Origin of the sequence: [Roseibacterium] beibuensis (assembly GCF_039542305.1) — a bacterium.
Taxonomy (GTDB): Bacteria; Pseudomonadota; Alphaproteobacteria; order Rhodobacterales; family Rhodobacteraceae; genus Roseibacterium; species Roseibacterium beibuensis.
The window spans coordinates 260402-287212 of record NZ_BAABHW010000004.1; the positions used below are offsets into that span (position 1 = coordinate 260402).

Here is a 26811-nt window from a genome sequence, read left to right on the forward strand (position 1 = left end):
GATGATCGACGCCCGCCTCCTGCCGCTGCAACGGCGGCTGATGGACCCGCCCGCGCGTTGGCTGGCCGCGCGAGGGGTTCGGGCAGACCAGATCACGCTGGCCGGGTTCGCGGTCGGGCTGCTGGCCGTCGCGGCGGCGGCCACGGGCCTGTTCTTGCTGGCCTTGCTGGGGCTTTTGCTGAACCGGCTGGCGGACGGGTTGGACGGGGCCATAGCGCGCGCCGGCACGGCGACGGATCGCGGCGCGTTTCTCGATATTGCGCTCGATTTCGTGTTCTACGCCCTGTTCCCGCTGGGATTCGCCCTGGCGGACCCGGCGCAAAACGCGCTGCCTGCCGCGATCCTCATCGCCAGCTTCGTGGGCACGGGATCCTCCTTTCTCGCCTTTTCGGTCATCGCGGAACGGCGCGGGCTGACCGCTGCGGATTATCCGTCCAAGGGGATCTACTACCTCGGCGGCTTGACCGAAGGGTTCGAGACCATCGCGGTCCTTGTCGCGTTTTGCCTGTTTCCCACGGCCTTCCCGACCCTTGCCTATCTTTTCGCGGCGGCCTGTTTCGTGACCATGGGCACCCGCTGGCTGATGGGCTATCGGCTGTTCTCCAGTGACCCGCAGGACGACGCATGAGCTATTCCATCCATATCGGCCCGAACATCCGCAAATCCCCCTATTTCGAGGCGACCGTTGCCGACGGGGTGCAGTCCTTCTCGGTCTACAACCACATGTTCATCCCCGGCCATTTCGGCGATCCGGCGGGCGAGTATGACCGGCTGATCAACGGCGTGGCGATGTGGGACGTGGCAGCGCAAAGGCAGGTGGAATTGCTGGGGCCGGACGCGGGAAAGCTGGCGCAACTGCTAACCCCGCGCGACCTGTCGAAAACGAAGATCGGGCAAGGGCGCTATGTCCCGCTCTGCGACCATGACGGCTGGCTGATCAACGACCCGGTGCTGCTGCCCTTGGCCGAGGATCGCGTGTGGCTCTCGATCGCCGACAGCGACGTCGCGCTGTGGGCCAAGGCCATCGCGCGCGAGCGTGGGCTGAACGTGGAGGTGAGCGAGCCTGACGTTGCACCGCTGGCCATCCAGGGCCCCAAGGCGATGGATGTGGCCGAGGCGCTTTTCGGGGATTGGGTACGCTCCCTGCGGTATTTCCAGTTCCGCGAGACGGATCTCGACGGTATCCCGCTGGTCGTCGCGCGCTCTGGCTGGTCGAAACAGGGCGGGGTCGAGTTGTACCTGCGCGACAGCGCGCAGGGCACGCAGCTTTGGCAGATGGTGAAAGAGGCCGGCGCGCCCTGGGGCATCGGGCCGGGGGCACCGAACGATATCGAACGGCTGGAAAGCGGCCTGGTCTCCTACGGCGCTGACATGCGGTGGCAGAGCCTGCCCGCCAACCCGTTCGAGATGGGGTTTGGCACGATGGTGAACCTCGATGCAGGCCACGACTTCATCGGACGCGCGGCGCTGGAGCGGATCAAGGCCGAGGGCATCACGCGCCGCCTGACAGGTGTGGTCATCGGCGGCGATCGCGTCACCGGCAACCAGCATCCCCTGCCCCTGATGCGAAACGCGCAGCCCGTCGGCCATATCAGCGAGATCGCCTATTCCCCGCGCCTGGCAAAGAATATCGGTATCGGGCTGGTGCGCAGCGATCTTGGCGATGGAACCGATGGGTTGAGTATTGCTTTGGACGGCGGGCCGCGGGCGATCACCCTGACCGCCCTGCCCTTCATCGCGTAAGGCGGCTCACTTCACCTTCAGAACGATCTTGCCGATATGGCCCGAGCTTTCCATGCGGGCATGGGCCTTGGCGGCCTCGTCCAGTGCAAAGGTCGAGTCCATCACCGGCGCGATGCGGCCCGCGTCCAGCAGCGGCCAGACATGTTCGGCCAGTTGCGCGGCGATCTCGGCCTTGGCGGCGTCCGATTGCGGGCGCAGGGTCGAGCCGGTGATCGTCAGGCGCTTGACCATGACGAGGGCGAAATTCAGCGCGACCTTCGGCCCTTGCAGGAACGCGATCTGCACAAGGCGTCCATCCTCGGCCAGTGTCTTGACGTTGCGCGGCAGGTAGTCGCCACCCACCATGTCGAGGATCAGGTTCGCGCCGCCCTCAGCCTTCAACACCTCGACGAAATCCTCGTCGCGGTAGTTGATCGCGCGTTCGGCCCCCAGCTTGGTGCAGGCGGCGCATTTCTCGTCCGAGCCAGCGGTCGCGAAGACGCGTGCGCCGAAATGACTGGCCAGTTGGATCGCCGTCGTCCCGATGCCGGAGGAGCCACCATGGACAAGGAACCGTTCGCCCGCCTTGAGGCCGCCGCGCATGAAGACGTTGGACCAGACGGTGAAAAAGGTCTCGCACAGCGCCGCCGCCTCGGCCATGCCCATGCCATCGGGCACCGGCAGGGCGTGATCCTGATGCGTGACGACGTATTCGGCATAGCCGCCCCCCGGCAGCAGGGCGCAGACGGCATCGCCGACCTTCCAGCGGGTCACGTCGGGGCCGACGGCGGCGATGCGGCCGGATGCCTCCAGCCCCGGCAAATCGGACGCCCCCGGCGGCGGGGCATATTGGCCCGCGCGTTGCAAAGCGTCGGGGCGGTTCACACCGGCATGGTCCACCTCGATCAGGATCTCGCCGGCCTGCGGCACCGGGATGGGCCGCGTGCAGGGCTTCAGCACCTCGGGTCCGCCGGCTTCGGTGATTTCGATCGCACGCATCATGTCGGTCATGTCTGGCCCCTCGCCGTTATCCGTTCCCCCTTTGATGGACGGTGGCGGGCGCGCATGCAATCCCGGCCGGGCGAGGTCAACCGACGCGCCATGACATGAGACCGCCCGGCCAAGACCTGACCGGGCGCCTGAATGCAACGACGGGTGGGTTGGGTCAGCTTTCCCGCGCGTCGGGGGCGGTCCAGCTTCCGGGCATGTCGCGGGGCGCCATGCGGCTGGGCGCCTTGATCTGCGACGCAAGCCATTCGGGCCCGGCGAGGAACGGCTTGAGCAGCTTGTTCTCACGCACCTTCTTTTTCATCGTCTCGATCTGCATGACTTCGTCGATGCGGCGGTCGATGAAGGACCAGGTGGCGGAATGATCGACCGATTGGTCGCCCAGCCAGTAGAGAACCGTCGCGGAGTAAACCCCCGAGAGCGTGGCGCGCTTGGTATACCAGTTCAGATCATCCGAGGAATCGCCAAGCGCAGTCCAGATCGCATCGGCGGTTTCCCAAAGCGCCTTGGCCCCGTCGCCGGCGTTCATCGGCAAGGCAAAGAGCGTCATGCCCCGGCGCACGGTTTCCTTGTCGGCCTCGACCAGTTCAAGGCGCAGACGGATGGCATAGGCGACGCGGTCGCGAAAGCGCATGGCCGACAGGTCAGCCGCTTTCAGCGCCTTGACCATCGCGGCGTCGCCACGCCGATGGAAGGCCAGGGCAAGATCCACCGCGCCGCGCGGAAACAGCGCCTCGGCCTCGGCCTTGTCCACACCGGCATCGGACACGGCGGCGCGGAAACTGGCCTCGGACCAGCCGTCGAATGGCACGTGCATCAGCGCGGCATCGAGAATTCGGTCGACGGTTTCACTATTCGTGGCGGGCATGACGGGAACCTCTGCGCTGGGACATACGTTTGCTAGACAAGATAGGAGGGCTTTGCTATAGGGCCACCTCCTGCTTCAACATTCAACTCCAACTTAGAAAGGTGGTGACACCACGATGCAGGTCAGTGTTCGCGACAACAATGTCGATCAGGCACTCCGCGCCCTGAAGAAGAAACTTCAGCGCGAGGGCGTTTTTCGTGAAATGAAGCTCAAGCAGCATTACGAAAAGCCGTCGGAGAAGAAAGCACGCGAGAAGGCCGAGGCCATCCGCCGTGCCCGCAAGCTGGCGCGTAAAAAGGCCCAGCGCGAAGGTCTCCTCTGAGGCGATCGACAAGCGAGCCTGTGACGGGTTTCGTCCCGTCAGGACAAAGGATAACCCCCGCGGCAAGGCCCCGGGGGTTTTTCATTTTTCAAGCTATGAAGCGCGGTGCGACGCTTACTCGGAGCCTTCCGCCATCTCGCGCGCCAGTTCCAACCGGGCGGCTTGCGCGGCCTGTGCCTGCAACAGCTCCAGGTTGTCGTCGGAATCGTCATCCACGACGATCGACTCGCGCACGCCCGGAAGTTCCGCGAAATCGGCCATCAGGCGGGTCGGATACCAGCGGCGGCTGATCGATTCGAACCCCGGTGTCTGAGACAGGATCTCGGAGGTCGCATAGGCGCAGCGGGCCGAGCCGACCTGACCGTAAGCCTCGACCGCGTCGATCAGGTATGCGGCTATCTCGGGCGACACGTCGATTTCCTGCACATAGACATCGACCGTCTCGCGGGCGTGATAGTCCATGTAGAAATCGTAAAGCTGCGGCGTCATTCCATAGAGGACATCATTCCGCTCGGGCACGACGGGGTGATACCACGTCCCCGCCGGGTCGAAGAGCACGCGCTCGCTGGGGCCGTCGATCAGCAAGGCGGTGTGTCCACTGCGACCGGTGTCGTTATACACCATCGTCAGCAGCGTGACCGACGGGTTGCCCGGCGGCACGTAACGCGACTGGCTGACGAATTCCTCGGATGCGTAGGCACCCTCGTTCGCGGGCGCCTCGCACCCGGCAAGAGATGCGACCAAGGCCGAAGCAAGAATGAAAATGGATAAACGGCGCATGGTCTTCTCTCGGATCAGCGGGCGAAAATCGCCAGAAACAGGACGATGAGTATCGCCACGATAGCGATGTTCACCGACATTTTCATGAAACCGGCGAAAGTCTTTTCCTTTTCGGTGATGTCCATCTCACCGCGCTTGTAGTCGTTGTCAGCCATATCTTTCTCCTCCCAAGGGCGGGATCCTGTTGCGCTTGTGGTTCGGATTACCGGATTCGAGCAGGCCTGTCAGCCCTGATGCGCCCGTGGTGGGGTGCCTTGCATCAGGATGTGAGGTGCCAAAGCCACGCCCCGTCTGCGCGGCGCTCGCGGCGCAGCTCGCCCTGCGCATAAAGGTGATTGAGATGGCCCACAGCCTCGACCAGCGCGAGGCCGTAGGTGCCCGCGTCGATCTTGCGTTTGAAAAGCGGCGGGAAACACTCGGCCGCCGTGCGCGGTGCCTCGGCCAGATGGTCGCGCAGGCGGGACAGCGCCCCGTGGTGATTGTCGATCAACTGCCGCATCCGGTCGGGAAGGCCGGTGAAGGGCAGCTTGTGGCCCGGCAACACCAGTTGATCGTCGGTCGCGTGGGGGGCCAGTGCCTGGCACGCGGCCATCCAGTCGCCCACCGGGTCGGCCTCGGGCTCTGTCGCGTAGACGCCGAGATTGGGCGAGATGGACGGCAAAAGCTGATCGCCGCCGATCACCAGCGTCCCATCGGTAGACCAGAGCGTGGCGTGATCGGGCGCATGGCCCTGACCGAAGCGGATGATCCAGTCACGCCCGCCGAAGGCGAGGGTGTCCCCCTCGCGCAATTGAGTGAAGCCGAGCGGCATCGGGTAGACCACATCGGCGAAATTGAAGGGGCGTTCATTGCGCCGCTGTTCCAGGATCTGTGCATCCATCCCGGCACCTTGCCAGAACGCGATCTGTTCCGGCGTCGCGCGGTCCTGTTCGTCAAGCGTCAGCATCCGGGCAAACAGCCACGCGGTGCGCGTGGTCAAAAGCTCCGCCCCTTGCTCCTGGAACCAGCCGGCAAGGCCCACGTGGTCGGGGTGGTGATGGGTCACGAGGACACGGGTGATCGGCGCGCCCCTGAGCGGGCCGGACAGCGCCGCCTGCCACCCGTCGCGGGTTTTCCGCGTGTTCAACCCGGTATCGACGATGGCCCAGCCCCCGTCCTCGCGGAAGGCGAAGACGTTGACGTGGTCGAGGGCCATCGGCAGCGGAATGCGCAGCCAGAGAACCCCCTCGGCCAGTTCGATCGCCTCGCCCGGTTCGGGCGGGGTGTCCTGCGGGTACCGGATCACGCGACGAGATCTTCTGCCGACAGGGCATAAAGGTCTGCGGCCCCCAGCCCTGCCTCGGCCAAAAGGCCCGGAACGGCGGCCATCTGGCGCGCCATGAAGCTTTGGGCCAGCCGCGTGCGGGGCCCCTCCCCCTCGGCCAGCGCCGCGCGCAGGTGGTAAAGGCCGCCCAGGGTCAGGGCGAAGGCATGCTGATAGGCCACGGCACCCGCGAACCTGTCGTTGAGGTCGAGCGCAACCATGCGCTCCGTCGCGGCGAGGAGCTCAGCGGCGGTGGCGGCGAGGAGCTCTCCGCGCGCGCCGGCGGCTTTCGCCTCGGCCTCGATTTCGTCGATCACGGCAAAGGCAGCAGCCCCGCCATCCATCATCTTGCGGCCCGTCAGGTCCATGGCCTGGATGCCGTTGGTCCCCTCGTAGATCGCGGCCACGCGTCCGTCGCGGTAGAATTGCGCCGCGCCCGTCTCCTCGATGAAGCCCATGCCGCCATGCACCTGGATGCCGGTATCGGCAACGGAAATGCCCGTGTCGGTGCCATAGGCCTTGCAGATCGGCGTCAGGAACGCGGCGCGGGCGGCCATGGCCGTGTCGCCGGTGGCATTTGCAAGGTCGATGGAAACCGCAAGGTCAAGCGCCAGGGCGCGCACGGCGAAGGTCTCGGCCTTCATCCCCGTCAGCATCCGCCGCACATCGGCGTGGTCGAGGATGGTGCCGGTGCCGTTCTCGATGGGCGAACGCCCCTGCACGCGGTCGGCAGCATAGGCCAGCGCGTGCTGGGTCGCGGCTTCGGCAATCGAGAGGCCGTGGACCCCCACACCAAGCCGCGCGTTGTTCATCATGGTGAACATGGCCGCGATCCCGCCATGCGGCTCACCGACCAGCCAGCCGGTCGCGCCGTCATACTGCATGACGCAGGTCGGGCTGCCATGCAGGCCCAGCTTGTGTTCGAGGCCGACCACCTTCAGCGAATTGGCCACGCCGGGGGTGCCATCGGCCTCGGGGATGCGCTTGGGCACAAGGAACAGGCTGATGCCCTTTGTGCCCGGCTTGCCATCGGGCAGGCGTGCAAGGACGAGGTGGCAGACATTCTCGGTGAAATCGTTGTCACCCCAGGAGATGTAGATCTTCTGCCCGGTGATCGCGTAGGTGCCGTCGCCGTTAGGCTCCGCCTTGGTCTTGAGCGCCCCCACGTCGGACCCGGCCTGCGGCTCGGTCAGGTTCATGGTGCCGCACCATTCGCCCGAGGTCAGCTTGGGCAGGTAGAGCGCCTTGATCTCGTCGCTGGCGTGATGTTCCAGCGCCTCGATCTGGCCTTGGGTCATGAGGGGGTTCAGTTCCAGCGACAGGCAGGCCGAGCCCATCATCTCGTTCACCGCTGTCGCCACCGTCTGCGGCAGGCCAAGGCCGCCATAGGCCGGGTCAGCGGTGATCGCGGCAAACCCTGCCTCGGCAATGGCGCGGTAGCCGTCGGCAAAACCGGGCGACGTGCGCACGACGCCGTTTTCCAGCTTGGCGGGGTGCAGATCGCCGGCGCGGTTGAGGGGCGCAAGAACCTCTTCGCAGATGCGGCCGGCCTCGGTCAGCAGGGCCGAGACGGTCTCGGGCGTGGCATCGGCAAAGCGCTCGGTCTCGGTCACGCGGGAATAGCCGACCACGTGATCGAGGCAGAATGTGATTTCGGGCACAGGGGCGCGATAAGGCATGGTTCGTGATCCTCCCTCACGAAGTCATCGGTCATTCGGACGCGGGCAGCCTTTGCAGAGGCGTCTGTTTCGCGCTATCTGCCCCCGTCCCTTGGCTCGAGGTAGGGGGCGCAAGACCACCCTTTCAACCAATACGTTACGTCACGGATGAGCGCCAAGACCCCCACAAGATTGGAGCCTGACGAGCCTGGCATCGCCGAGGCCGCGCGCCTTTTGGGCGAGGGCGGGCTGGTCGCCTTGCCGACCGAGACGGTCTATGGCCTCGCCGCAGATGCACGGAACGACCGTGCGGTGGCGCGGATCTACGAGGCGAAGGGCCGGCCCAGTTTCAACCCGCTGATCGTGCATCTGCCGGATTTGGCGGCCGTCGAAGAGATCGCCGAGTTGCCGGGCGCCGCGCGGGACCTTGCGGCCGCGTTCTGGCCGGGGCCGATGACGCTGGTCCTGCCGCTGCGGGAAGGGGCGGGCCTGTCCCCCCTTGTGACGGCGGGATTGCCCACAGTGGCGCTGCGCCTGCCCGCGCATCCAGCGATGCGTGCGGTTCTTGAGGCCTTTGGCGGGCCGGTGGCCGCGCCCTCGGCCAATCCCTCGGGGCGGATCAGCGCAACCCGGGCCGAGCATGTGATCGCGGGGCTGGGCCACCGGGTCGACGCGGTGCTGGATGCCGGACCCTGCGCCGTCGGGGTGGAATCGACCATCCTCGCCCCCGGCGAGACCGGCCTGCGCCTGCTGCGCGAAGGCGGCTTGACCCGCGAGAACGTGGAGGCCGTCGCGGGACCGGTGACCGAGGATGTCACGCCCGGCAAGGTCGAGGCCCCGGGCCAGTTGTCGAGCCATTACGCGCCGGGCGTTCCGGTCAGGTTGGGGGGCAACGCCGAGGCCGAAGAGGTCGGCATCGGCTTCGGCCCCGGCACGGCCGATCTGAACCTGTCGGAAACGGGCGACCTCGTCGAAGCGGCGGCGCGGCTTTTCGACATCCTGCACGAGGCGGATGCGCTTGCTGCGGCGCGCGGGGCCGGGGCGATCCGTGTCGCCGATGTGCCGGACGAAGGGCTGGGGCGTGCGATCAATGACCGTCTGCGCCGCGCGGCAGCGCCACGGGACTAGCACGACAGGTCAGGCGTGACCGGCCTCGGAGGACAGCATCAGCGGATGGACCCCGAGGCTTTGCAACGCGGCCTCCCATTTGCGGTCGATTGCCGTGGAGAATATCAGCTCGGGCGTCGCCTCGGCCGTCAACCAGCCGTTATCGCCGATCTCGGCTTCCAATTGGCCCGGCCCCCAGCCGGAATATCCCAAGGCCATGAGCGCCTTGAGCGGGCCGCGCCGATGCGCGATGTCTTCGAGGATATCGAGCGTCGCCGTCATGGCGAAGCGGTGATCCACGACCAGGCTTTCGTTCTTGGCCGAATGATAATCGGAGGTGTGCAGGACGAACCCGCGCCGCATCTCGACCGGGCCACCGAAACAGACCGGCATATCGGGCGCCCCGCCCGGCGGAACGATCTCGAGCTGTTCGAGCATCTCGGCAAAGGTCACCTCGGCCATGCGCTTGTTGACGATCAGGCCCATCGCCCCCTCTGGGGAATGGCTGCACATGAAGACGACGCTGCCCGCGAACCGCGGGTCACCCATGCCGGGCATGGCGATCAGGACCTTGCCGGTCAGATCCTCGGGAACGAGGGCGGGCGTGTTCAAAGGTTCCATGAGCAGAGGATGGGGGTGTTGCAGATTCCATTCAAGCGCCGAGGCCTTCGCCAAAACGTGACTTTCCATTCCAGGCGCAACTCCCTAGCTCAGGTGTCATGAAAAGATGCGTCGCCCCCCTTCTTGCCTTGGTCGCCGTTCTGGCCGGTGCCACGCTTGCGCCCCGGCCTGCCGGCGCCGAATTTCTTGGCCGATCCGCGGATGACGTGGTGCAGGTCACGCTGCTGGAGGGGTGGCGGATGGACGGCGGTCGTCACATGGCCGGCATTCGCATCGACCTCGCGCCCGGATGGAAGACCTACTGGCGCGCACCGGGCGAAGGCGGCGTGCCGACCGAATTGCGCCTGACCGAGGCGAACGGGATCACCGGCATGGCGATTCACTGGCCGCGCCCCGAGGTGTTTTTTTCCAACGGCATCCGGTCGATCGGCTATCGCGATGACGTCGTCTTGCCAGTCGAATTCGCGATCACGGGTGACGGGCCGCACCGGATCGAAGGGCGGCTGGACTTCGGGGTCTGCCTCGACGTGTGCATGCCCGTGTCCTTGGAGATCGCGGGCCAGTTCGATGCCGACACCGCGCGCGACCCGATGATCGGCGCGGCCCTGTCCGACCGTCCGCTCACCGCTGGCGAGGCTGGCGCGGGCGCGGTGCGCTGTGATGTGGTGCCGATCTCGGACGGGCTGCGCGTGACGGTGACCGCCCCGCTGCAAGCCACCGGCAATGACGAGACGATCGTCGTGGAACACGCGGACAGGTCCATCTGGGTGTCCGAGGCCGCCACGCAACGCGACGGCGGGACCGTCACGGGCGTGGCGGACATCGTGCCCCCCGATCACGGACCCTTCGCGCTGAACCGCTCGGACCTGAGGATCACGGTGATCGGCAGCCGCATGGCGGTCGATCTGGGCGGCTGCACCGGCTAAGCCCCTTCAGGCAGATACCGGTTTGCGCGTGGCGAGCCTGTGCGCAATCGCCGCGCCGATCCACGCCAGAAGGCAAAGCAGCGCCACACCGCCAAGGAAGACCGCCAACGGCATCATCAAAGCCCCCTCGGCGGCCAGACCGGCCAGCGGTCCAGCCATGCTGCCTGTGACCAGTGCCGCCCCCATCGTCGCCGCAAACCAGCCCAGCATCGTCGCAGCCAGCGCCGCCGTGGACAGGGCCAGCACAGGTCGGCGCGACCCCGCCCCCAAGGCCCGGCGCAGGGCGGTGACCTGTTTGCCCACGTCCTGCTGCATGGCAAGGATGGCAGGCACGACCAGCAGCACGATCACCATCCCGAAGCTGAGGCCATAGACCAGCGTGATGACCGTGGGCTTGAGGAACTGCGCGTCCCGCGACGTTTCGTAAAGCAGCGGCGCCAAGCCCAGAACGGTGGTCAGGGTGGTCAGCATCACGGGCCGCAAACGGTCGCAGGCACCGTCGATGATCGCCGGGATCAGGCCCCGCTCCTGAGCGTATTCGTCGACCGTCGTCACCAGCACGATCGAGTCGTTGATGATGATCCCCGTCATGCCAATCAGGCCCACCACGGTGAACATGCTCAGCGGCACATCCCAGTCCAGATGGCCATAGATCGTCCCGACAAGGCCGAAGGGAATGATCGCCATGACGACAAGCGGTCGCGTCCAGCTTGCAAAGATCCAGGCCAAGACAAGGTAAATCCCCACGAGACACAGGATGAAGCCCGTCAGAGCATCGCCAAGGAAATCACGTTCCTGCTCGGCCAGGCCGGACAGTTGCGTGGACACGCCGTAATTTTCCTCGACCTCGGGAATGATGACATTTTCCAACTCGTCCATGATTTCTTCGGCGCGCGCCGGGTCATCCTCGGACAGATCGCCGGTGACCGAGATCAGGCGGATGCCGTTTTCCCGCTGGATGGTCGAAAAGCCCTGCCGCGCGGTAACCGTCACGATATCGGCCAGTGGCACGTATTGCCCCGACGCAGCGCGCAACAGGACGCGGTCGAGGAAATCGGCCGTCAACTCGCCCTCGGGCAATTCCACGCGGATCGCGGCGGTGCGCGGCCCATCGGGATAGGTCGCCGCCTCGATCCCGCCGAGGCGATTGCGCATGACGCGACCCAATTCGCCGATCTCGAAGCCAAGCGCCTCACCCTGCGGGGTCAGTTCGAGGCTCAGTTCCTCGCGGTCATAGGCCATCGAGTCCTCCAGTGCCGAGACCTCGGGATAGATCACCAGCCGTGCCTGCACCGCCTCGGCCGCCTGTTTCAGCGTGGCGGTGTCGGCCCCAAAGATCTGCACGTCGATGGCATCGCCCCCCGGACCGCCGCGCCAACCCCGGAAACTGACGGTTTCGGTCTGGGGCAGTTGGCGCACCTCGTCCTGCAGGTCGGCGACAAACTGGAAGGCGGAGTAAGGGCGGAAATCGGCATCGATCAACTCGATCGCGATGGAGCCGAGAAGATCGGTATCCTTGTTCTCGACCCCCGAAAGGCCACCGCCGGTATTCCCGCCCACCTCGGACAGGACGTAAAGCAGCGGGTTGCGCCCGTATTCTTCTTCGTAGCGGGCGGCCACGGCCTCGGTCGCGCGCTGCATCTCGCGCATCATGGCCATGCTGTCTTCGCGCGTCGCACCATCGAGCATGGCGAAATTGCCGGAAACGGACGACAGTTCCGGCGCGTTGAAGAACCGCCAGGTCACGTCACCGCGCAGAAAGTGCCCCACCTGCGTCGCAAGGACGAGGAAGGTCGCCGCCAGAATCGGGTAACGCGCCCAGACGACGAAACGCATCAGCGGGCGGAAAAGCGTTTCGCGCAGCCACTCGAACCCCGTGTTGATCATCCGGCTGACGCTGTCGATGCCATTTTGCGACATGGCAATGATCGCGCGCTGCTTGCGGGCCTTGGGCAAGAGCGCGAAGCCCCCCCACAGCAGGATGAACCCAAGCGCGGCAGCAAGCCCGAAGAACCCTGCGCCAATCCCGGCAGGCAGGCCGGATGCGGCGGTCTCCAGCACGCCGAACCGGGCCAGCACCATCGTGCCGACCAACAGGACGAATCCGGTCAGTACCATGCTCGTCAGGGTCAGCGCCAAAGCTGCCATGCCCACGCGGAACCGCGAAAATCCGGTGACCTGCCGTTCCTTGAGGGCGTGGGACATATGGTTCGGCAGGATCAGGAAGCATTCGACCAAACTGGCGATCAGGACAACGATCACCGTGAAGGGAATATCCGCGATCATGTCGCCGAAACGGCCACCAATGGCGGTGAGCGCCGCAAAGGCCAGAACGGTGGTCACGGTCGCGGAAAAGACCGGCGCAGCCATGCGCCGCGCCGCGTTTTCAGCCGCGGTGACCGGGTCTTCGCCAAGCGTTCGCCTGCGGTAATCGGCGTGCTCGCCCACGACGATGGCGTCATCCACGACGATGCCCAGGGTGATGATCAGCGCGAAAAGCGAGATCATGTTGATCGTCAGGCCCGCCACCCACATCAGGGCGATCGCCGCCGTCAGGGCCACCGGGATACCGGCGGCCACCCACAGGGCGGTCCGGGTATTCAGAAACAGGAACAAAAGCCCCACGACCAGCGCAAGGCCGGTGCCCGCATTGTCGAGAAGCGTGTTGAGGCGACCCGAGATCGCCTCGGCCCGTGTGCGGATCAGGTCGATCTCGGTGCCCGCGGGCAGCGTCGCCTCAAGCTCTGCCGCGACCTCTTCGACAAGGTGCTGGATGGCAATCGCATCGCCGTCCTCGGAGCGGTCCACGCGAATTGAAATTGCCGGGTTGTCCCCGACGAAATAGGCCCGTTCGCGGTTCACACCGCCCACCTCGATCCGGGTCACATCCCCAATGGTCAAAGACGACCCATCGTCGTTGATCCGCAAGGTCAGGTTGGCGATCTGCTCAGCCGTGCGAGAGGCCGTGCCGGTGCGAATACGCGCGTTGGCCGCATCCACATCGCCCGCGGGCGAGGTGTCGGCGGCGGCGGCGATCACGGTCGCAATCTCGGACATCGAAATGTCGTACTGGATGAGGGAGGAGGACGGCACCTCGACCACCGTCTCGGGCGCGGCGACGCCCCGGATGGTCGTGGCCGTCACGCCAACGTCGAACAGGCGGACCACGAATTCATCGGCAAAGCGGCCCAACTGCTCGGGCGCGACGGGGCCGGTGATGACGACATCGGTCACACGGTCCCACCACTGCCCACGGCGCAGGTCCGGCTCGTCCGCATCGTCCGGCAGATCGGTGATCCCGTCGAGGGCGGCCTGAAGCTCGTCGGCGGCGCGGGACATGTCCCAGCCGGGTTCGAACTCCAACGCCATCGAGGCACGCCCTTCCGACGACCGCGACTCCGATCCGACGACGCCGGGCACGGCAAGCAGAACGGGTTCCAGAACCGCGACGATCCCCGCGTCCACGTCCTCGGCACCGGCACCATCCCAGATCACGACGATGTCGATTTCGTCCGAGACAATGTCCGGAAAGAATTGCGCGCGCATCTGCGGGATGGCGGCAAGGCCTGCGACCAGCAAGAGAACAAGAAGAAGGTTCGCCGCCGTCCGATGGCGCGTGAAATAACTGAGAATGCCCGAGGCCCTGGGGGGAAGTTGGCGCATCGGTCAGCTTCCCATCCGTTCTTCGAGGCGTGCGACCATGCGCGCGGGCACCTCGTCCTGGTTCAACTGGTTCAGCATCCGCTCGCGCACATCGGCGGGAATGAAGCTGTTGGCTTCGACAAAGGCGATCAGGCGCGCGCGGCGTTCGGGGTCGAGGGCGATGGTCTCGGGCTCGGGGGCAGCGGCATCGGCCTCGTCCCCGGCGGGCGCCACGGGGTTGATGCGGATGCCTTCGCCCAAAACCGGCGTGCGGGCGGCCACGACCTGCCGGCCTTCGTAGGCTGGGGGCAGCGAGACAAGCACGTCATCCCCCTGACGGCGCAACAGGCGTACCTCGACCGCCTCGAGGCGATTCTCGTCATCCAGCACAAGGATCTGCCCATCCGACCCGTACGCCGTGGCGGGCAGGCGGGCCACCTGGGCCAATGGCGGCTCGGCAACCTCGACACGGACGAAATCGCCCACGCGCAGGCCGCGCGGCTCCTCGATCCGGGCAAAGAGAAGACGGCCGGATTGCCCCTCTTCCACCGCACCGGATTCGCGCGTCAGCCGCGCCTCGGCGGACAGGTCGAGGCCGAACACGTCGAGGATCACGCGCACGGGCACATTGGGCAGGTCCCCGGTCTCGCTGATGAGATTGGCGTATTGCGCGGTCGAAATACGGAAGGACACTTCCAACGCGTCCGGGTCGATCAGGCTGGCCAGTTGTTCGTTGCGGCTGACGAGGCGGCCCGCGACGACGGCCACATCCGACAGCACCCCGGAAAACTCTGCGCGCAACTCGGTCTGGGCCAGGACGCGTTCGGCATCGGCCAAAGCGATGCGACGACGCTCCAAGGCGGTTTCGGCATTGGCGACACGCGCCTCGGCGGTGGCAAGCGCCTGACGACGGGACAGGACAGCTTGATCGGCGGTGGCGGCGGCCAGTTCCGCCTCTTCAACCGCAACGGCAGAGCCGACACCGCGGCTCAGAAGATCCTGCTGACGTTCGAAAGCACGGGCGCGCAACTCGGCCTGCCGCTGCGCAGCGGCGACATCTTCGCGCGCAAGGTCGAGGGCGCGGGTGGCCTCGGCCAACTCGTTTTCGGCATCTCGCAAATCGGCAGCGGCAGTGTCGCGCGCCGATTGCGCCTCGGCCGGGTCGATCCGCAGCAAAAGCTGACCGGCCTCGACCGCGCCGCCATCCTCGAAATTCTCGGCCAGTTCGATCACGGTGCCTTCGGCGGGCGCGCGCAGTTCCAGGGTCCGGCGCGACCGAACCTCGCCAAAGGCGGTCAGCACGGGCGTTTCGCGGCCCAATGCGATGGTCGTCACCTCGGCGGAAAAGACGCGTTCACGAACCGGCGGCGTGCGGGTTTCCTGCGCCATGCGATCCTGCATGGCCGTCCAGACGGAGTTTCCGGCCAGGGCCAGGATCGCGACTGTCACGGCCATCAGGAACAGACCCACGAGAGCGCGGCGGAAGAAACGCATTGGAACAGCCTTCACGTTTTGGTTGAAGCAGGAGATAGCCCTGCCCCGCATGCGGTCCAAGTGACATAGTCACCACCCTATCACGATGCAGCGCGTCATTTCCGTCGCATGTGTTCGTCGAGACGGGGCAGAATCTCGACGAAGTTGCAGGGGCGGTGCCGGTAATCGAGCTGAAACCGCAGGATTTCATCCCAAGCGTCCTTGCAAGCGCCCGATGATCCCGGCAGCGCGAAAAGGTAGGTGCCCTTGGCCACGCCCCCCGTTGCGCGCGACTGCACGGCCGACGTGCCGATCTTCTGCATCGAGACCATGGTGAAGACGGTCGCGAAGGCCTCGACCTCTTTTTCGTAGACATCGCGATGCGCCTCGACCGTGACATCGCGCCCCGTCAGGCCGGTGCCGCCCGTGGACAGGATCACGTCGATCTCGGGGTCGTTGCACCAGGCGCGCAACTGGTCGGCGATCGCCGCGCGCTCATCCTTGAGGATCATGCGCGCGGCCAGGAGGTGGCCCGCATCGGTCAGCCGCTGCACCAGCACATCGCCGGATTTGTCCTCGGCCAGCGTGCGTGTGTCCGACACGGCCAGGACGGCGATCCGCAGGGGGATGAATTCCTTGGTTTCGTCGATGCGGGACATCAGGTGCCTTTCAGACGCGACTGGAGAGACAGAAGATCGGACCACGCCAACGCCTTTTCAGAGGGTTGCCGCAACAGGTAGGCGGGATGGAACATCGGCAGGGCCGGACGGCCAAGCACCTCGTCCCACTGTCCGCGCATCCGCTTGATGCCACGCCGCCCCAAAAGGCCCTGGCAGGCCCAGTTGCCCATCAGCACGACGATCTCGGGATCGGCCAGTTCGATATGACGCCGCACGAAGGGCAGCAGCATGGCCAGTTCGTCGGGCTTAGGATCACGGTTCTGGGGCGGACGCCAGGGCAGCATGTTGGTGATATAGAGCGCGGTCGCCGCCTCCTCGCTTTGCCGGGACAGGCCGATGGCCGCGAACATGCGATCAAGAAGCTGCCCGGCGCGCCCGACGAAAGGCTTGCCCTGCCGGTCCTCCTCCCGCCCCGGCGCTTCGCCCACGATCATGACGCGGGCCTCCGGACGACCATCACAGAAGACAAGGTTTCGCGCCCCGCGTTTCAGTTCGCACAGCTCGAACCCCGCAAGCGCGGCATGCAGCGCCGTCAGGTCCTGCGCCTGCGCGGCCAGTTGCTTTGACAGGTCCACCGCCATGCGCGTCGTCTCGGCCTGGTCCGGTTCGGCCGGCGCGATCGGACGGGCCGGCGCGGGCGAACTGTGCAGGGGGCTGGGCTGCGGCTTGGCAGGTTTCGGCGCCTCTGCCGGGATCTCGAAACGGTTGACGGGCGTATCCTGGATCGCCTCGTCGGCGCCCAGTTCAACCTGCCAGTCCAGCAGGGCCAGCGACTCGTGATAGCCCATCTCGTCCATGTGCCGAAGCTAAGGCGGCTGGACGCCGGTGGAAAGGCCTGTCACCACTGCGCCATGCCGCGTGAATTGACCGTGACCGCCCGTTATCCGCACGACGCCGACCAGGTGTTTGCGCGCGCCTTGAGCTTTGCGGAAATGGCCGAAGCGACCCGGGGCGTCGCGATCTATCGCAACATGCCCGAAGGCGACATGGCTCAAGGCGAAACCTACGTTATCGACGTGCTGGTTTGGCGCGTGATGCACAACCCGCATTACACGGTCCATGTCGAGACGGTGAACCATGCAGAGCGCCGCGTTCAAAGCCGCGAGGAAGGCTGGATGATCCGGAAATGGGACCACACGCTGACGGTTGATCCGCTGAAGGGGGGCGGTTGCCTCTGGACAGACCGGCTGGAGATCGATTGCAGCTGGGCCACCGGCTTCATGACCTGGGTCGCGCGGATCCTGTACCGCACGCGGCATCGCAACAGGCAGGGCGCCGAGATCACCGCGCGGGTGCGCCGCATCTGAACACGGGCCGCGCACGGGTATCCGTCCTTGCCCGCGGGCAGGACGGCTGAATATAAGCGGCCTAGCCAAGACGGGGTGGCCCATGAGTTTTCGTCAGCAGCATCTTCTGGGGATCGCCCCCCTGCACCCGGACGAGATCCGGACGATCCTTGACCTGGCCGACAGCTATGCCGAGGCCGAACGGGCCGACCGTGCCCATGGCCGCGCGCTGGAAGGGCTGACCCAGATCAACATGTTCTTCGAGGCCTCGACGCGAACGCAGGCCAGCTTCGAGATCGCGGGCAAGCGTCTGGGCGCGGACGTAATGAACATGGCGATGCAGGCCAGTTCGATCAAAAAGGGGGAAACCCTGATCGACACGGCCATGACGCTGAACGCGATGCATCCCGACCTGCTGGTGGTGCGCCACCCCCATTCCGGCGCGGTCGGCCTGTTGGCGCAGAAGGTCACCGGCGCGGTCCTGAACGCGGGCGACGGACGGCACGAACACCCGACACAGGCCCTGCTCGACGCGCTGACCATCCGGCGCAAGAAGGGGCGCCTGCATCGGCTGAACATCGCGATTTGCGGCGACATTGCGCATTCGCGCGTGGCGCGCTCGAACATTCACCTGCTCGGCAAGATGGAAAACCGCATCCGCCTTGTCGGCCCGGCGACCCTGATGCCCTCGGCCGCGCGCGAGTGGGGCGTCGAGGTCTATGACGACATGCGCGAGGGGCTGGAGGGTTGCGACGTGGTGATGATGCTGCGTCTTCAGCGCGAGCGGATGGACGGCGCTTTCATTCCGTCGGAGCGGGAATACTACCACCGCTTCGGACTGGACGCCGAGAAACTGGCCTATGCCAAGGACGACGCCATCGTGATGCACCCGGGCCCGATGAACCGCGGCGTCGAAATCGACGGCCTTCTGGCCGACGACATCAACCGGTCCGTCATCCAGGAACAAGTCGAGATGGGCGTCGCTGTCCGCATGGCGGCGATGGACCTTCTGGCGCGCAACCTGCGCGCGCTGCGAAAAGAAGAGGGAGTGATGGTATGAGCGAGCAGCTCCGGATCTACGCGCTGAACGTGGACAGCAAGGCGCGCCACACGAACCTGACGCGGGCCCGCGGCGAGATCTCGGAGATGCCGCCGCTGACCGACTGGCTGGGCGTCGAGGTGCTCGATCATCGCGAGATTGAACTGTTCCCGATCGAAGACCTCGGGGACATGCGCCTGTCCGATTACATCCGGAGCGCCTTTGACCCAGCCGAGGCGATTAGAGCGGAAACGGCCCTGCGGCTCGATGCCTTGTCCGGGTCGGTCCTGATCTTGCCGGGCCGCGCGCTGGAGGAAGAGCCGGACCCTGGCAGCGAATTGACCGAGATCGCCGTGATGGAGATCGCCGTGCCGGATCACGAGGCATCCCTGCCCAAGGCCGACCTGACCTCGGCTGCGCCCACCCCGCAAGCCGAGGACCTCGGCCCGGAAAAGACGCGGCGTTGGGCCATCGTCTTTCTGCTGACGGCGCTGGTGCTGGCAGGCCTGGTCTTGCTGATCGGGGCGCTTGGCTGATGGACCCGATCTCGACCCGGACGCATTTCACCCCCACCACCGAGTTGGAGGACGGTGAACGCGTGATCGCCTCGTTCCAGGGCGACCGGGGCACCTATTGGCGTGAACATGCCTGGCTGGCGGCCATCGCCATGGCGGCGGGCATGGGCATCCTCTGGGCGATGGGCAATCCGCATGCCTGGACCGGGGCGATCGGTGGGCTGATGGCCATCGCGGTGCGGGGCCTCTACCTCGCCTCGGACGAGACCAAGATGCGCTGGGACCTGACCGACCGCCGGCTTCTGGGGCCGGGGCCACGCGTGATCTGGCTGCGCGAGATCGCGGCCGTGCGCTCCATTTTCTCGGCGGTGCAGGTGGTCACGGGAACGGGCGACAAGTACCTGCTGAAATACCAGCCCGACACCGCCAAGGTGATCGCCGAGATCGACGGCGCGCGGGCGCGGAGGGGCGCATGAAAGACCAATTGCTTCGGAATGCGCGGCTGATCGACCCCGAGGCCGGGACCGACACGCGCGGCTGGCTGCGAATCGCGGGCGGCGAGATCGTAGCGGTGGGCGAAGGTGGGGCCGAGGGTGGCATGGATTGCCACGGGATGTGCCTTGCCCCCGGCATCGTGGATGTGGGCGTGAAGGTCGGTGAACCCGGCGAGCGCCACAAGGAGGGGTTCCGCAGCGCGGGCCGCGCCGCAGCCGCCGGTGGCGTGACGACGATGGTCACACGCCCCGACACGCTGACGCCGATTGACACGCCCGAGGTGCTGGAATTCGTCACGCGCCGTGCGCATGACCGCACGCCCATCCGCGTGCGCCCGATGGCGGCCCTGACCCGTGCCCGCGAGGGGCGCGAGATGACCGAGATCGGGTTCCTGATGGATGCGGGCGCGGTCGCGTTTTCCGATGGCGACGCGGTCTGCGAGGAAACCCGCGTGCTGTCGCGCTGCATGACCTATGCGCGCGGCCTTGGCGCGCTGATCGTCGGGCACCCCCAGGACCCGGGCCTGAGCCGGGGCGCGGCGGTGACGGGCGGCAAGTTCGCGGCGCTGCGTGGCCTGCCCTCGACCCCGCCCATGGCCGAACGCATGGGGCTGGAGCGTGACCTCGCCCTGGTCGAGATGACGGGTGTGGCCTATCACGCCGACCAGATCTCGACCGCGGTCGCCCTGCCCGCCTTGGCGCGCGCCAAGGCGTCCGGGCTGAACGTGACGGCGGGTGTCTCGATCCACCACCTGACGCTGAACGAATTGGACGTTGGCGATTTCCGCACCTTCTTCAAACTGAAGCCGCCCCTCAGGTCCGAGGAGGACCGCTTGGCGATGGTCGAGGCCGTCGGCGACGGGACCATCGACATCATCTGTTCGATGCACACGCCGCAGGACGAGGAGTCGAAACGCCTGCCCTTCGAGGCCGCGGCCTCGGGCGCCGTTGGGCTGGAAACGATGCTGCCCGCCGCGATGCGGCTCTACCATGCCGGGCAGCTCAGCCTGCCGCAGCTGTTCCGCGCGATGTCCCTGAACCCGGCGCGGCGCTTTGGCCTGCCCGGCGGGCGCTTGGCCAAGGGCGCGCCAGCCGACCTCGTGCTGTTCGACCCCGATGCGCCCTTCATCCTCGACCGGTCTACCCTGCGGTCGAAGTCGAAAAACACACCCTTCGACCTGACCCGCATGGAGGGGCGCGTCCACCACACATGGGTCGGCGGTGAGACGGTCTTTTCCGAGGAGGGCGCGGTATGATCCCGGCCATCGAAACCTCTGCCATGTTGCTCGCCATCACCGGTGTGGCGGCCTATCTTCTGGGCTCCGTCCCGTTTGGCATCGTCATGGCGCGGCTCTTCGGGTTGGGGGACCTGCGCAAGATCGGCTCTGGCAATATCGGTGCGACCAATGTCCTGCGGACCGGCAACAAGCTGGCCGCCTTCCTGACGCTGGTTCTGGACGCGGGCAAAGGCGCCATCGCCGTGCTGCTGACTCGCGCGCTGGTGGGCGAGGATGCGGCGCAACTGGCCGGTTTCGCGGCCTTTTTCGGCCATTGCTTTCCCATCTTTCTCGGCTTCAAGGGGGGCAAGGGGGTTGCCACCTTCATCGGCACGCTGCTGGCATTGGCCTGGCCCGTGGGGCTGGCAGCCTGCGCGACCTGGCTGATCGTGGCCGCCGTGACGCGCTATTCGTCTCTGTCGGCGCTGGTCGCGGCCGTTTTGTCGCCGGTTGCCGCCTTGTTTCTCGGGCGGCCCGAACTGGTGCTCTTGTGCATCCTGCTGGCCGTCTTGATCCTGATCCGCCATCGCGAGAACATCACGCGTCTGCTGAACGGGACGGAATCGCGGATCGGCAAGAAGTCGGCCTGACATCCGCCCCGGCAAAGGGAGGGTGCCCCCATGGACTTCATGACGGCTGTCAAAACCGTCCTTGGCAAATACGCGACCTTCTCGGGGCGCGCGCAGCGATCCGAATTCTGGTGGTTCTACCTTTTCTCGCTCATCGTATCGGCGGTTTTGCAGATGGTGGACCGGGCCCTGTTCGGCACCTTGGTGGGCGGACAGGATGTCGACATTCTGGCACCGCTGTTCCGCCTCGCGATCCTGCTTCCCGGTCTGGCCGTCGGCGCGCGACGCCTGCATGACACCGACCGCTCTGGCTGGTGGCTGTTGATCGCGCTGATCCCGATCGTGGGCTTCCTCGTGCTGCTCTACTTCTTCGTGCAACGTGGCACCGCCGGACCGAACCAGCACGGAGCCGATCCACTGGCCGGACGCTGACCCAAACCGCTTGAAACCACGCCGAGACAGGCGATCTCGCGGCGGATTTCCTTACCTAACGTCACTTTGCCGTTGCCAAGCCGCGGCGGCTGCCCGCACGCTCGTGACATCGGGCCAAAGGGCATTGCCGCCCACCGGGCCAGCAAACGACCACGGTAATGCATTGGAGACAGCAAATGGATTTCATGACGGCAGTCCGCACTTGCCTGAGCAAGTATGTCGATTTCTCGGGACGCGCGCAACGGTCCGAATTCTGGTGGTTCTACCTGTTCAACATCATCGGCTCGGCGGTGGCCAACGTGATCGACACAGCCGTGCTGGGCTTTCCGGCGCTGTCCCTCATCTGGATGCTCGGCCTGATCCTGCCCGGCATCGCCGTCAGCGTGCGTCGCATGCATGACCTCGACAAGTCGGGTTGGTGGATCTTCATCATTCTGATCCCGATCGTCGGTGTGATCCTGTACATCTACTGGTTCGTGCAGCGCGGCACGGTTGGCCCGAACCGCTTCGGCCCCGACCCGCTGGCCGGCGAAGGCACGATGGCCGCCGCCTGATCGCACCAGGCGGACAGGTTCCAAGTTCATCCCGCCCGGCGCCGTCCGGGCGGGTTTTTTCATGCCGGCGCTTGCGAAATTCCGGGCTCGGTCAAATGCGCGCCACGCTAAGGTCATCTTCGACCGGCATCTCGGGACCGTATCTGGTTATTTGCAGAGAAGGGGGCTGACGCGCATGGGTCCGCTGAAGGCAATCGCGAGTTGCTATTTCAACATCCTGAATTTCTCGGGCCGTGCCCGTCGCGCTGAATATTGGTGGTTCGCGCTGTTCCTCGCCGTCGCGGCAACGGCAGCGCAGATCGGGCTTGGCTACGTTTTTGCCCGTGACCCCGAGCTTCTGCTCAGGGTAACAGATGCCAGCGCGTCAAAGGCGTTTTTCGACAACAACACCGAGTTGCTCTACTACATCGGCTATTTCTACGCCGGTTACATCGTCCTGGGATGGCTGCCACAGCTTTCCGTAACCGTGCGCCGCCTGCATGACACCGACCGCAGCGGTTGGTTCATCCTGATGCCGACCGCGGTGACGATCCTTGCCCTTGTCGGGGCGGTGTTCCTGATCCCGTTCCTCGGAAGCCCCGAAAGCGCGATGCCGATCATCCTGATGATTGCGACCGTTCCGCTGATCGCCTCGGTCTGGTTCCTGGTGGTGCTGTGCCTGCCCGGGACGCATGGCAACAACCGCTTCGGGCCGGACCCGGCACCGGATCGCGAGCGCCCGCCGCCGGCCCATCCGGCGTTCGTCAGGCAACTGCCAGACGACGTCCGCGAGGCCGTGCAAGCCAAGAATCAGTCGGATTTCGCCGAGTATTACCGCACGCGGGTTGCGCCGGCGATCCAGCAGAACAAGGCCGCGCGCAGCGGCTGATCAGTAGCTGAACTCGTCGTAAATCCGGTCGAGATCGCCCGCCCACTCGCCGTGATACTTCGCAAGAAGCTCATCGGCGGGGACATGGCCGGTCTCGATACTGTCCTTCAACGCCGAAAGGAAATGCGTCTCGTCCGGGACAAGCCCGCCAGCCCCGGGCCGGGCGCGGGCCTTCAGACCCGCCTCGGCAATCGCGAGAACCTCGCGCGCAAGATCGTGCATCTTGATGGTGCCAACCTGCGCGTCGAGCGCATCGACCGAGGCCGCGACGCGCAACGCTTCGCGCGTCTCGGCATCCCAGTCTTTTACTAGGTCCCACGCCGCATCCAGCGCGGTCTGATCATAGGTCAGGCCGACCCACAGCGCGGGCAAAGCGCAAAGGCGACGCCACGGGCCGCCATCGGCGCCGCGCATCTCGATGAACTTCTTGATCCGTGCCTCGGGGAAGATGGTGGTCAGGTGATCGGCCCAGTCTGAGAGGGTCGGGATTTCCCCCGGCAGGGCAGGCAGTTCACCCTTCAGGAAGTCGCGGAAGGATTGGCCGAGCGCGTCGATGTATTTCCCGTCGCGGTAGACGAAATACATCGGCACATCGAGCGCGTAATCGACCCAGGCCTCGAAGCCGAACCCATCCTCGAACACGAAGGGCAGCGTGCCGGTGCGGTCGGCATCGAGGTCGCGCCAGACGCGGCTGCGCCATGACTTGTGCCCGTTGGGCGCGCCGTCGATGAAGGGCGAGTTGGCAAAGAGCGCGGTGGCCACGGGTTGCAGCGCCAGCGCCACGCGCAGCTTTTGAACCATGTCCGCCTCCGAGGCGAAGTCGAGGTTCACCTGCACCGTGCAGGTCCGATACATCATGGTTTTGCCAAGCGTGCCGACCCGGTCCATGTAATCCGTCATCAACCGGTAGCGCCCCTTGGGCATCATCGGCATGTCCTCGTGCCGCCAGATCGGCGCAGCCCCAAGGCCAATGAACCCAACGCCAAGATCGTCGGCCACCGCGCGCACCTCGCGCAGGTGTTCGTTCACCTCGTCGCAGGTCTGGTGGATGGTTTCCAGCGGCGCGCCGGACAGTTCCAACTGCCCGCCCGGTTCCAGGCTGATATTCGCGCCGTTCAGCTCCAAGCCGATGATGTTGTCGCCTTCAAGGATCGGGGACCAGCCAAAGCGGTCACGCAGACCTTCGAGCATTGCCTTGATCGAGCGCGGACCGTCATAGGGCAGCGGCGCATGCGTATCCTTGGTGTAGCCGAACTTCTCGTGCTCGGTGCCGATGCGCCAGTCTTCCTTGGGCTTGCAGCCCGAGGCGAGATACTCGGCCAGTTGCTCTGGGCGTTCGATCGGACCGCCGCCGGATTGAGGAATGGACATCTGGGGCGCTCCGGGCCTGTTGCACGCGATTGGATGGCAGAGGTGGCGCGGTGCGCCTACCGTGTCAAGGCCGGAGACTGTGTGCGCTGCCACAGGCGATGTGTGCCGGGATGCGGATTTTCCCGTGCCGTCAGAACCTGTTGCGCCGACAGGCCGGGCAAGGCTGTGAAAGCGTCGAACAGCGCCTCGCCGCCCTTTGCATCGGCGGGAATGGTCAGGACCTGCCCGCCTTCCACCAGAACCCAGGTCAGCTGGCCATCGGGTGTCCGCCGCGCGGAGATCAGCGCCAGTTCATCCAATGCGACCGAGCCGCCATGATGCGGCCCCATGTAAAGGATGCGGCGTTCATCGACCTGCACCACGCCAGGCCCCTCGCCCGAGGCGGCAAACCGCGCGCGGCGAATGGCCGGGATCAGCACCGCGACCGCAAGCAGAGCAAGGATAAGCCCGAACCCGCCAAGGATCGGCCCCGGCTGCTGCGCGATCCAGAGGCCAAGAAGCGCCACGGCAAGCGCCGCGATGACCTCGCGCCAGCGTTTCAGCGTGGCCGCAGCCTCGGGGCGGAGAAATCCGTTCATCGCCAATCGCCCCGCTCGGATTGCCACAGGGTCAAGGCCGCAACCGCCGCCGTATCGGCGCGCAGGATGCGCGGCCCCAGCGAGATCGGGGTGACGAAGGGCAAGGCGCGCAACCGCTCGCGCTCCTGTGGTGAAAACCCGCCTTCGGGGCCGATCAGGATTGCCCATTTCTCGGCCTCGGGCGCAGCGGCCAGGGATTCCCTGGCACCGAGCAGCGACTCATCGGCGAATACCAGGTGCCGATCCTCAGGCCAGTCGGCCAGCAGATCGGACAGCTTGCGAAGATCATCGACAGGCGGGACGTAAGTCCCGAGGCATTGCTCGGCCGCCTCGACCGCGTGGGCCTGAAGGCGGTCCTGCCGAATCCGCTCGGCATTGGTGAAATCGGTTTGCACCGGGCAAATCCGGGCCGCGCCAAGCTCGACCGCTTTTTCCACGATGAAATCGGTGCGGGCCTTCTTGATCGGCGCGAAGAGCAGCCAAAGGTCCGGTGGCCTCTGCTGGGGCGCGATTTGCTCAACGCAGTCCAGGGTGCCCGCGCGCTTGCCCGCCTCGATGACAGTGGCGCGCCACTCTCCTTCGGACCCGTTGAACACCGCCACCTCGGCCCCGACCGACAGGCGCATGACGTTGAACAGGTAATTTGCCTGCTCCCGCGACAGGGGGACCGTTTGCCCCGGACCAAGCGGGTGATCTACAAAGAGGCGTATCTTGGGACGCGACATGGGAAGCACGTTATGAGCGAGGCGACGGAAACGCCAGAGGGCCAGGTGGCCGATGCGGTCAAGGGCAACTGGGTGGACCATTGGGCGCCAGCGCCCACACGTCCCTACCTGCGGCTGAGTCGCGCCGACCGTCCGATCGGCACATGGCTTTTGCTGCTGCCCTGCTGGTGGGGCGTCATGCTGGCCGCCGCCGCCGATCCGGCGGGCCTGAACTGGTTCGACCTTTGGATCGTCTTGGGCTGCGGCATCGGGGCCTTCCTGATGCGCGGCGCGGGCTGCACGTGGAACGATATCACCGACCGGGATTTCGACGCCGCCGTGGCGCGCACGAAATCGCGGCCCATCCCATCGGGACAGGTGACGCCGAAACTCGCCCTTGCATGGCTGGTGGCGCAATCGCTGTTGGCTTTCCTGATCCTCGTGACCTTCAACGTGAACGCGATCCTGCTGGGCTTGCTGTCGCTCTTGCCGGTGGCGATCTACCCGTTCGCCAAACGCTTCACGTGGTGGCCGCAGGTGTTCCTCGGCCTCGCCTTCAACTGGGGCGCGCTGCTTGCTTGGACCGCGCATACCGGCAGCTTGGGCTGGCCCGCCGTGCTGATGTATCTCGGCGGCATTTCATGGACGCTGTTCTACGACACGATCTACGCCCACCAGGACAAGGAAGACGACGCGCTGATCGGTGTGAAATCGACCGCGCGGCTGTTCGGCGACCAAACACGCCAATGGTTGCGCGGCTTTCTCGCGCTGTCGGTCGCCCTGTTGATGGTGGCGGTTCTGGTCGCGCTCGTGCCGCAGGGCAACGTCCTGTCCCTCGTCATCGCCCTGGCGGGCGTCTGGGCGATGGGCTGGCACATGGCGTGGCAGTTGCAGCGGCTCAAGATCGACGATGGCGAGGCTTGCCTGATGCTGTTCAGATCGAACCGCGATGCGGGGCTGCTGCCTGCGCTGTTTTTCGCCGTGGCCGCGCTGGTCTGATTGAACACGGTCGCG

At 65.9% G+C, this 26811-nt stretch carries 29 protein-coding genes; 15 read left to right on the forward strand and 14 right to left on the reverse strand.

Annotated elements, in window-relative coordinates; translation table 11 throughout:
• The first annotated feature begins 1 nt into the window (after window position 1).
• Both ABD923_RS14415 and ABD923_RS14420 read left to right on the forward strand, forming a co-directional pair.
• Window positions 2-628 (forward strand): CDP-alcohol phosphatidyltransferase family protein, encoded by a 627-nt coding sequence (locus ABD923_RS14415; RefSeq protein ID WP_259549447.1) that lies wholly within the window; start codon window positions 2-4, stop codon window positions 626-628.
• Complete coding sequence (locus ABD923_RS14420) at window positions 625-1743, forward strand: glycine cleavage T C-terminal barrel domain-containing protein (protein WP_259549445.1); 1119 nt, start codon at window positions 625-627, stop codon at window positions 1741-1743. The genes ABD923_RS14415 and ABD923_RS14420 overlap by 4 nt, the downstream gene beginning before the upstream one ends.
• Before the next feature lie 6 nt (window positions 1744-1749).
• On the opposite strand, the gene ABD923_RS14425 is transcribed toward ABD923_RS14420, so the two are convergent.
• Window positions 1750-2733, reverse strand: a complete 984-nt coding sequence (locus ABD923_RS14425; RefSeq protein WP_259549443.1) for an NAD(P)H-quinone oxidoreductase — start codon at window positions 2731-2733, stop codon at window positions 1750-1752.
• Between the two features lie 154 nt (window positions 2734-2887).
• Window positions 2888-3598 carry a COQ9 family protein gene (locus tag ABD923_RS14430; protein WP_259549441.1) on the reverse strand — a complete coding sequence of 237 codons (711 nt, stop codon included), beginning with the start codon at window positions 3596-3598 and terminating at the stop codon, window positions 2888-2890.
• 115 nt (window positions 3599-3713) lie between these two features.
• Between ABD923_RS14430 and rpsU the strand changes: the two genes are divergently transcribed.
• Window positions 3714-3920 carry a 30S ribosomal protein S21 gene (gene rpsU / locus ABD923_RS14435; RefSeq protein ID WP_025310998.1) on the forward strand — a complete coding sequence of 69 codons (207 nt, stop codon included), beginning with the start codon at window positions 3714-3716 and terminating at the stop codon, window positions 3918-3920.
• A gap of 114 nt (window positions 3921-4034) precedes the next feature.
• Here the strand turns inward: rpsU and ABD923_RS14440 are convergent, their stop codons facing one another.
• The 4 genes from ABD923_RS14440 to ABD923_RS14455 all read right to left on the reverse strand — a co-directional run bounded on the left by ABD923_RS14440 (window position 4035) and on the right by ABD923_RS14455 (window position 7682).
• Window positions 4035-4700, reverse strand: coding sequence for a hypothetical protein (locus ABD923_RS14440; protein WP_259549420.1), 666 nt, complete (start codon window positions 4698-4700; stop codon window positions 4035-4037).
• Window positions 4701-4714: 14 nt separating this feature from the next.
• Window positions 4715-4855: an aa3-type cytochrome c oxidase subunit IV gene (locus ABD923_RS14445; protein ID WP_259549418.1), complete on the reverse strand. Its 141-nt coding sequence runs from the start codon at window positions 4853-4855 to the stop codon at window positions 4715-4717.
• Between the two features lie 104 nt (window positions 4856-4959).
• Window positions 4960-5985 (reverse strand): MBL fold metallo-hydrolase, encoded by a 1026-nt coding sequence (locus ABD923_RS14450; protein ID WP_259549416.1) that lies wholly within the window; start codon window positions 5983-5985, stop codon window positions 4960-4962.
• Window positions 5982-7682 (reverse strand): acyl-CoA dehydrogenase family protein, encoded by a 1701-nt coding sequence (locus ABD923_RS14455; RefSeq protein ID WP_259549414.1) that lies wholly within the window; start codon window positions 7680-7682, stop codon window positions 5982-5984. Before ABD923_RS14455 ends, ABD923_RS14450 begins: the two co-directional genes overlap by 4 nt.
• Before the next feature lie 147 nt (window positions 7683-7829).
• Here ABD923_RS14455 and ABD923_RS14460 point away from each other — a divergent pair, with 147 nt between their 5' ends.
• Window positions 7830-8789: an L-threonylcarbamoyladenylate synthase gene (locus ABD923_RS14460; protein ID WP_259549413.1), complete on the forward strand. Its 960-nt coding sequence runs from the start codon at window positions 7830-7832 to the stop codon at window positions 8787-8789.
• 9 nt (window positions 8790-8798) lie between these two features.
• On the opposite strand, the gene ABD923_RS14465 is transcribed toward ABD923_RS14460, so the two are convergent.
• Window positions 8799-9389, reverse strand: a complete 591-nt coding sequence (locus ABD923_RS14465; RefSeq protein WP_259549409.1) for a YqgE/AlgH family protein — start codon at window positions 9387-9389, stop codon at window positions 8799-8801.
• Between the two features lie 98 nt (window positions 9390-9487).
• Between ABD923_RS14465 and ABD923_RS14470 the strand changes: the two genes are divergently transcribed.
• Complete coding sequence (locus tag ABD923_RS14470) at window positions 9488-10315, forward strand: protein-disulfide reductase DsbD domain-containing protein (RefSeq protein ID WP_259549408.1); 828 nt, start codon at window positions 9488-9490, stop codon at window positions 10313-10315.
• Between the two features lie 6 nt (window positions 10316-10321).
• Here ABD923_RS14470 and ABD923_RS14475 read toward each other — a convergent pair whose 3' ends face one another.
• From ABD923_RS14475 to ABD923_RS14490, 4 genes are all read right to left on the reverse strand, one after another.
• Window positions 10322-13978: an efflux RND transporter permease subunit gene (locus ABD923_RS14475; protein WP_259549401.1), complete on the reverse strand. Its 3657-nt coding sequence runs from the start codon at window positions 13976-13978 to the stop codon at window positions 10322-10324.
• A 3-nt stretch (window positions 13979-13981) separates the two neighbouring features.
• Window positions 13982-15451, reverse strand: a complete 1470-nt coding sequence (locus tag ABD923_RS14480) for an efflux RND transporter periplasmic adaptor subunit (RefSeq protein ID WP_259549399.1) — start codon at window positions 15449-15451, stop codon at window positions 13982-13984.
• 95 nt (window positions 15452-15546) lie between these two features.
• Window positions 15547-16089, reverse strand: a complete 543-nt coding sequence (gene moaB / locus ABD923_RS14485) for a molybdenum cofactor biosynthesis protein B (RefSeq protein ID WP_259549398.1) — start codon at window positions 16087-16089, stop codon at window positions 15547-15549.
• A complete protein-coding gene (locus ABD923_RS14490; protein ID WP_259549397.1) occupies window positions 16089-16907 on the reverse strand; it encodes a uracil-DNA glycosylase in 819 nt (272 codons plus the stop codon). Before ABD923_RS14490 ends, moaB begins: the two co-directional genes overlap by 1 nt.
• Before the next feature lie 54 nt (window positions 16908-16961).
• Between ABD923_RS14490 and ABD923_RS14495 the strand changes: the two genes are divergently transcribed.
• The 9 genes from ABD923_RS14495 (at window position 16962) to ABD923_RS14535 (ending at window position 23144) form a co-directional block, all read left to right on the forward strand.
• Window positions 16962-17417 carry a hypothetical protein gene (locus ABD923_RS14495; protein WP_259549396.1) on the forward strand — a complete coding sequence of 152 codons (456 nt, stop codon included), beginning with the start codon at window positions 16962-16964 and terminating at the stop codon, window positions 17415-17417.
• A gap of 82 nt (window positions 17418-17499) precedes the next feature.
• The gene (locus ABD923_RS14500; RefSeq protein WP_259549395.1) at window positions 17500-18456 is read left to right on the forward strand and encodes an aspartate carbamoyltransferase catalytic subunit; all 957 of its coding nucleotides are present in this window, start codon (window positions 17500-17502) and stop codon (window positions 18454-18456) included.
• A complete protein-coding gene (locus ABD923_RS14505; protein WP_259549394.1) occupies window positions 18453-18971 on the forward strand; it encodes a nitroreductase family protein in 519 nt (172 codons plus the stop codon). The genes ABD923_RS14500 and ABD923_RS14505 overlap by 4 nt, the downstream gene beginning before the upstream one ends.
• On the forward strand, window positions 18971-19426 hold the full coding sequence (locus tag ABD923_RS14510) for a hypothetical protein (RefSeq protein ID WP_259549392.1): 456 nt from the start codon (window positions 18971-18973) through the stop codon (window positions 19424-19426). Before ABD923_RS14505 ends, ABD923_RS14510 begins: the two co-directional genes overlap by 1 nt.
• Window positions 19423-20700, forward strand: coding sequence for a dihydroorotase (gene pyrC, locus ABD923_RS14515; RefSeq protein ID WP_259549390.1), 1278 nt, complete (start codon window positions 19423-19425; stop codon window positions 20698-20700). Before ABD923_RS14510 ends, pyrC begins: the two co-directional genes overlap by 4 nt.
• Window positions 20700-21311 (forward strand): glycerol-3-phosphate 1-O-acyltransferase PlsY, encoded by a 612-nt coding sequence (gene plsY, locus ABD923_RS14520; RefSeq protein ID WP_259549843.1) that lies wholly within the window; start codon window positions 20700-20702, stop codon window positions 21309-21311. Before pyrC ends, plsY begins: the two co-directional genes overlap by 1 nt.
• Window positions 21312-21341: 30 nt before the next feature.
• Window positions 21342-21722: a DUF805 domain-containing protein gene (locus ABD923_RS14525; RefSeq protein ID WP_259549370.1), complete on the forward strand. Its 381-nt coding sequence runs from the start codon at window positions 21342-21344 to the stop codon at window positions 21720-21722.
• Window positions 21723-21907: 185 nt separating this feature from the next.
• Window positions 21908-22276, forward strand: a complete 369-nt coding sequence (locus ABD923_RS14530) for a DUF805 domain-containing protein (RefSeq protein WP_345229517.1) — start codon at window positions 21908-21910, stop codon at window positions 22274-22276.
• Window positions 22277-22451: 175 nt separating this feature from the next.
• The gene (locus ABD923_RS14535; RefSeq protein WP_345229518.1) at window positions 22452-23144 is read left to right on the forward strand and encodes a DUF805 domain-containing protein; all 693 of its coding nucleotides are present in this window, start codon (window positions 22452-22454) and stop codon (window positions 23142-23144) included.
• Here the strand turns inward: ABD923_RS14535 and ABD923_RS14540 are convergent, their stop codons facing one another.
• The 3 genes from ABD923_RS14540 to ABD923_RS14550 are packed head-to-tail and all read right to left on the reverse strand — an operon-like array spanning window position 23145 to window position 25818.
• The gene (locus tag ABD923_RS14540) at window positions 23145-24515 is read right to left on the reverse strand and encodes a glutamate--cysteine ligase (protein WP_259549360.1); all 1371 of its coding nucleotides are present in this window, start codon (window positions 24513-24515) and stop codon (window positions 23145-23147) included.
• A gap of 56 nt (window positions 24516-24571) precedes the next feature.
• A complete protein-coding gene (locus ABD923_RS14545; protein ID WP_259549358.1) occupies window positions 24572-25093 on the reverse strand; it encodes a hypothetical protein in 522 nt (173 codons plus the stop codon).
• Complete coding sequence (locus tag ABD923_RS14550; protein WP_259549357.1) at window positions 25090-25818, reverse strand: 16S rRNA (uracil(1498)-N(3))-methyltransferase; 729 nt, start codon at window positions 25816-25818, stop codon at window positions 25090-25092. Before ABD923_RS14550 ends, ABD923_RS14545 begins: the two co-directional genes overlap by 4 nt.
• Before the next feature lie 12 nt (window positions 25819-25830).
• Between ABD923_RS14550 and ubiA the strand changes: the two genes are divergently transcribed.
• Complete coding sequence (gene ubiA, locus ABD923_RS14555; RefSeq protein WP_259549355.1) at window positions 25831-26796, forward strand: 4-hydroxybenzoate octaprenyltransferase; 966 nt, start codon at window positions 25831-25833, stop codon at window positions 26794-26796.
• Window positions 26797-26811: the final 15 nt, after the last annotated feature.

Bases quoted from the DNA above. Each gene is read 5' to 3' on its own strand.
- ABD923_RS14455 (WP_259549414.1), bottom strand. From the start codon at position 7,682: ATGCCTTATCGCGCCCCTGTGCCCGAAATCACATTCTGCCTCGATCAC.
- pyrC (WP_259549390.1), top strand. From the start codon at position 19,423: ATGAAAGACCAATTGCTTCGGAATGCGCGGCTGATCGACCCCGAGGCC.
- ABD923_RS14490 (WP_259549397.1), bottom strand. From the start codon at position 16,907: ATGGACGAGATGGGCTATCACGAGTCGCTGGCCCTGCTGGACTGGCAG.
- ABD923_RS14505 (WP_259549394.1), top strand. From the start codon at position 18,453: ATGAGCGAGCAGCTCCGGATCTACGCGCTGAACGTGGACAGCAAGGCG.
- ABD923_RS14535 (WP_345229518.1), top strand. From the start codon at position 22,452: ATGGGTCCGCTGAAGGCAATCGCGAGTTGCTATTTCAACATCCTGAAT.
- ABD923_RS14540 (WP_259549360.1), bottom strand. From the start codon at position 24,515: ATGTCCATTCCTCAATCCGGCGGCGGTCCGATCGAACGCCCAGAGCAA.
- ABD923_RS14510 (WP_259549392.1), top strand. From the start codon at position 18,971: ATGGACCCGATCTCGACCCGGACGCATTTCACCCCCACCACCGAGTTG.
- ABD923_RS14475 (WP_259549401.1), bottom strand. From the start codon at position 13,978: ATGCGCCAACTTCCCCCCAGGGCCTCGGGCATTCTCAGTTATTTCACG.
- ABD923_RS14420 (WP_259549445.1), top strand. From the start codon at position 625: ATGAGCTATTCCATCCATATCGGCCCGAACATCCGCAAATCCCCCTAT.
- ABD923_RS14425 (WP_259549443.1), bottom strand. From the start codon at position 2,733: ATGACCGACATGATGCGTGCGATCGAAATCACCGAAGCCGGCGGACCC.
- ABD923_RS14470 (WP_259549408.1), top strand. From the start codon at position 9,488: ATGAAAAGATGCGTCGCCCCCCTTCTTGCCTTGGTCGCCGTTCTGGCC.
- ABD923_RS14430 (WP_259549441.1), bottom strand. From the start codon at position 3,598: ATGCCCGCCACGAATAGTGAAACCGTCGACCGAATTCTCGATGCCGCG.
- ABD923_RS14440 (WP_259549420.1), bottom strand. From the start codon at position 4,700: ATGCGCCGTTTATCCATTTTCATTCTTGCTTCGGCCTTGGTCGCATCT.
- ubiA (WP_259549355.1), top strand. From the start codon at position 25,831: ATGAGCGAGGCGACGGAAACGCCAGAGGGCCAGGTGGCCGATGCGGTC.
- ABD923_RS14500 (WP_259549395.1), top strand. From the start codon at position 17,500: ATGAGTTTTCGTCAGCAGCATCTTCTGGGGATCGCCCCCCTGCACCCG.
- ABD923_RS14415 (WP_259549447.1), top strand. From the start codon at position 2: ATGATCGACGCCCGCCTCCTGCCGCTGCAACGGCGGCTGATGGACCCG.
- ABD923_RS14530 (WP_345229517.1), top strand. From the start codon at position 21,908: ATGACGGCAGTCCGCACTTGCCTGAGCAAGTATGTCGATTTCTCGGGA.
- ABD923_RS14445 (WP_259549418.1), bottom strand. From the start codon at position 4,855: ATGGCTGACAACGACTACAAGCGCGGTGAGATGGACATCACCGAAAAG.
- ABD923_RS14460 (WP_259549413.1), top strand. From the start codon at position 7,830: ATGAGCGCCAAGACCCCCACAAGATTGGAGCCTGACGAGCCTGGCATC.
- ABD923_RS14480 (WP_259549399.1), bottom strand. From the start codon at position 15,451: ATGCGTTTCTTCCGCCGCGCTCTCGTGGGTCTGTTCCTGATGGCCGTG.
- ABD923_RS14525 (WP_259549370.1), top strand. From the start codon at position 21,342: ATGGACTTCATGACGGCTGTCAAAACCGTCCTTGGCAAATACGCGACC.
- moaB (WP_259549398.1), bottom strand. From the start codon at position 16,089: ATGTCCCGCATCGACGAAACCAAGGAATTCATCCCCCTGCGGATCGCC.
- ABD923_RS14545 (WP_259549358.1), bottom strand. From the start codon at position 25,093: ATGAACGGATTTCTCCGCCCCGAGGCTGCGGCCACGCTGAAACGCTGG.
- rpsU (WP_025310998.1), top strand. From the start codon at position 3,714: ATGCAGGTCAGTGTTCGCGACAACAATGTCGATCAGGCACTCCGCGCC.
- ABD923_RS14550 (WP_259549357.1), bottom strand. From the start codon at position 25,818: ATGTCGCGTCCCAAGATACGCCTCTTTGTAGATCACCCGCTTGGTCCG.
- ABD923_RS14495 (WP_259549396.1), top strand. From the start codon at position 16,962: ATGCCGCGTGAATTGACCGTGACCGCCCGTTATCCGCACGACGCCGAC.
- ABD923_RS14465 (WP_259549409.1), bottom strand. From the start codon at position 9,389: ATGGAACCTTTGAACACGCCCGCCCTCGTTCCCGAGGATCTGACCGGC.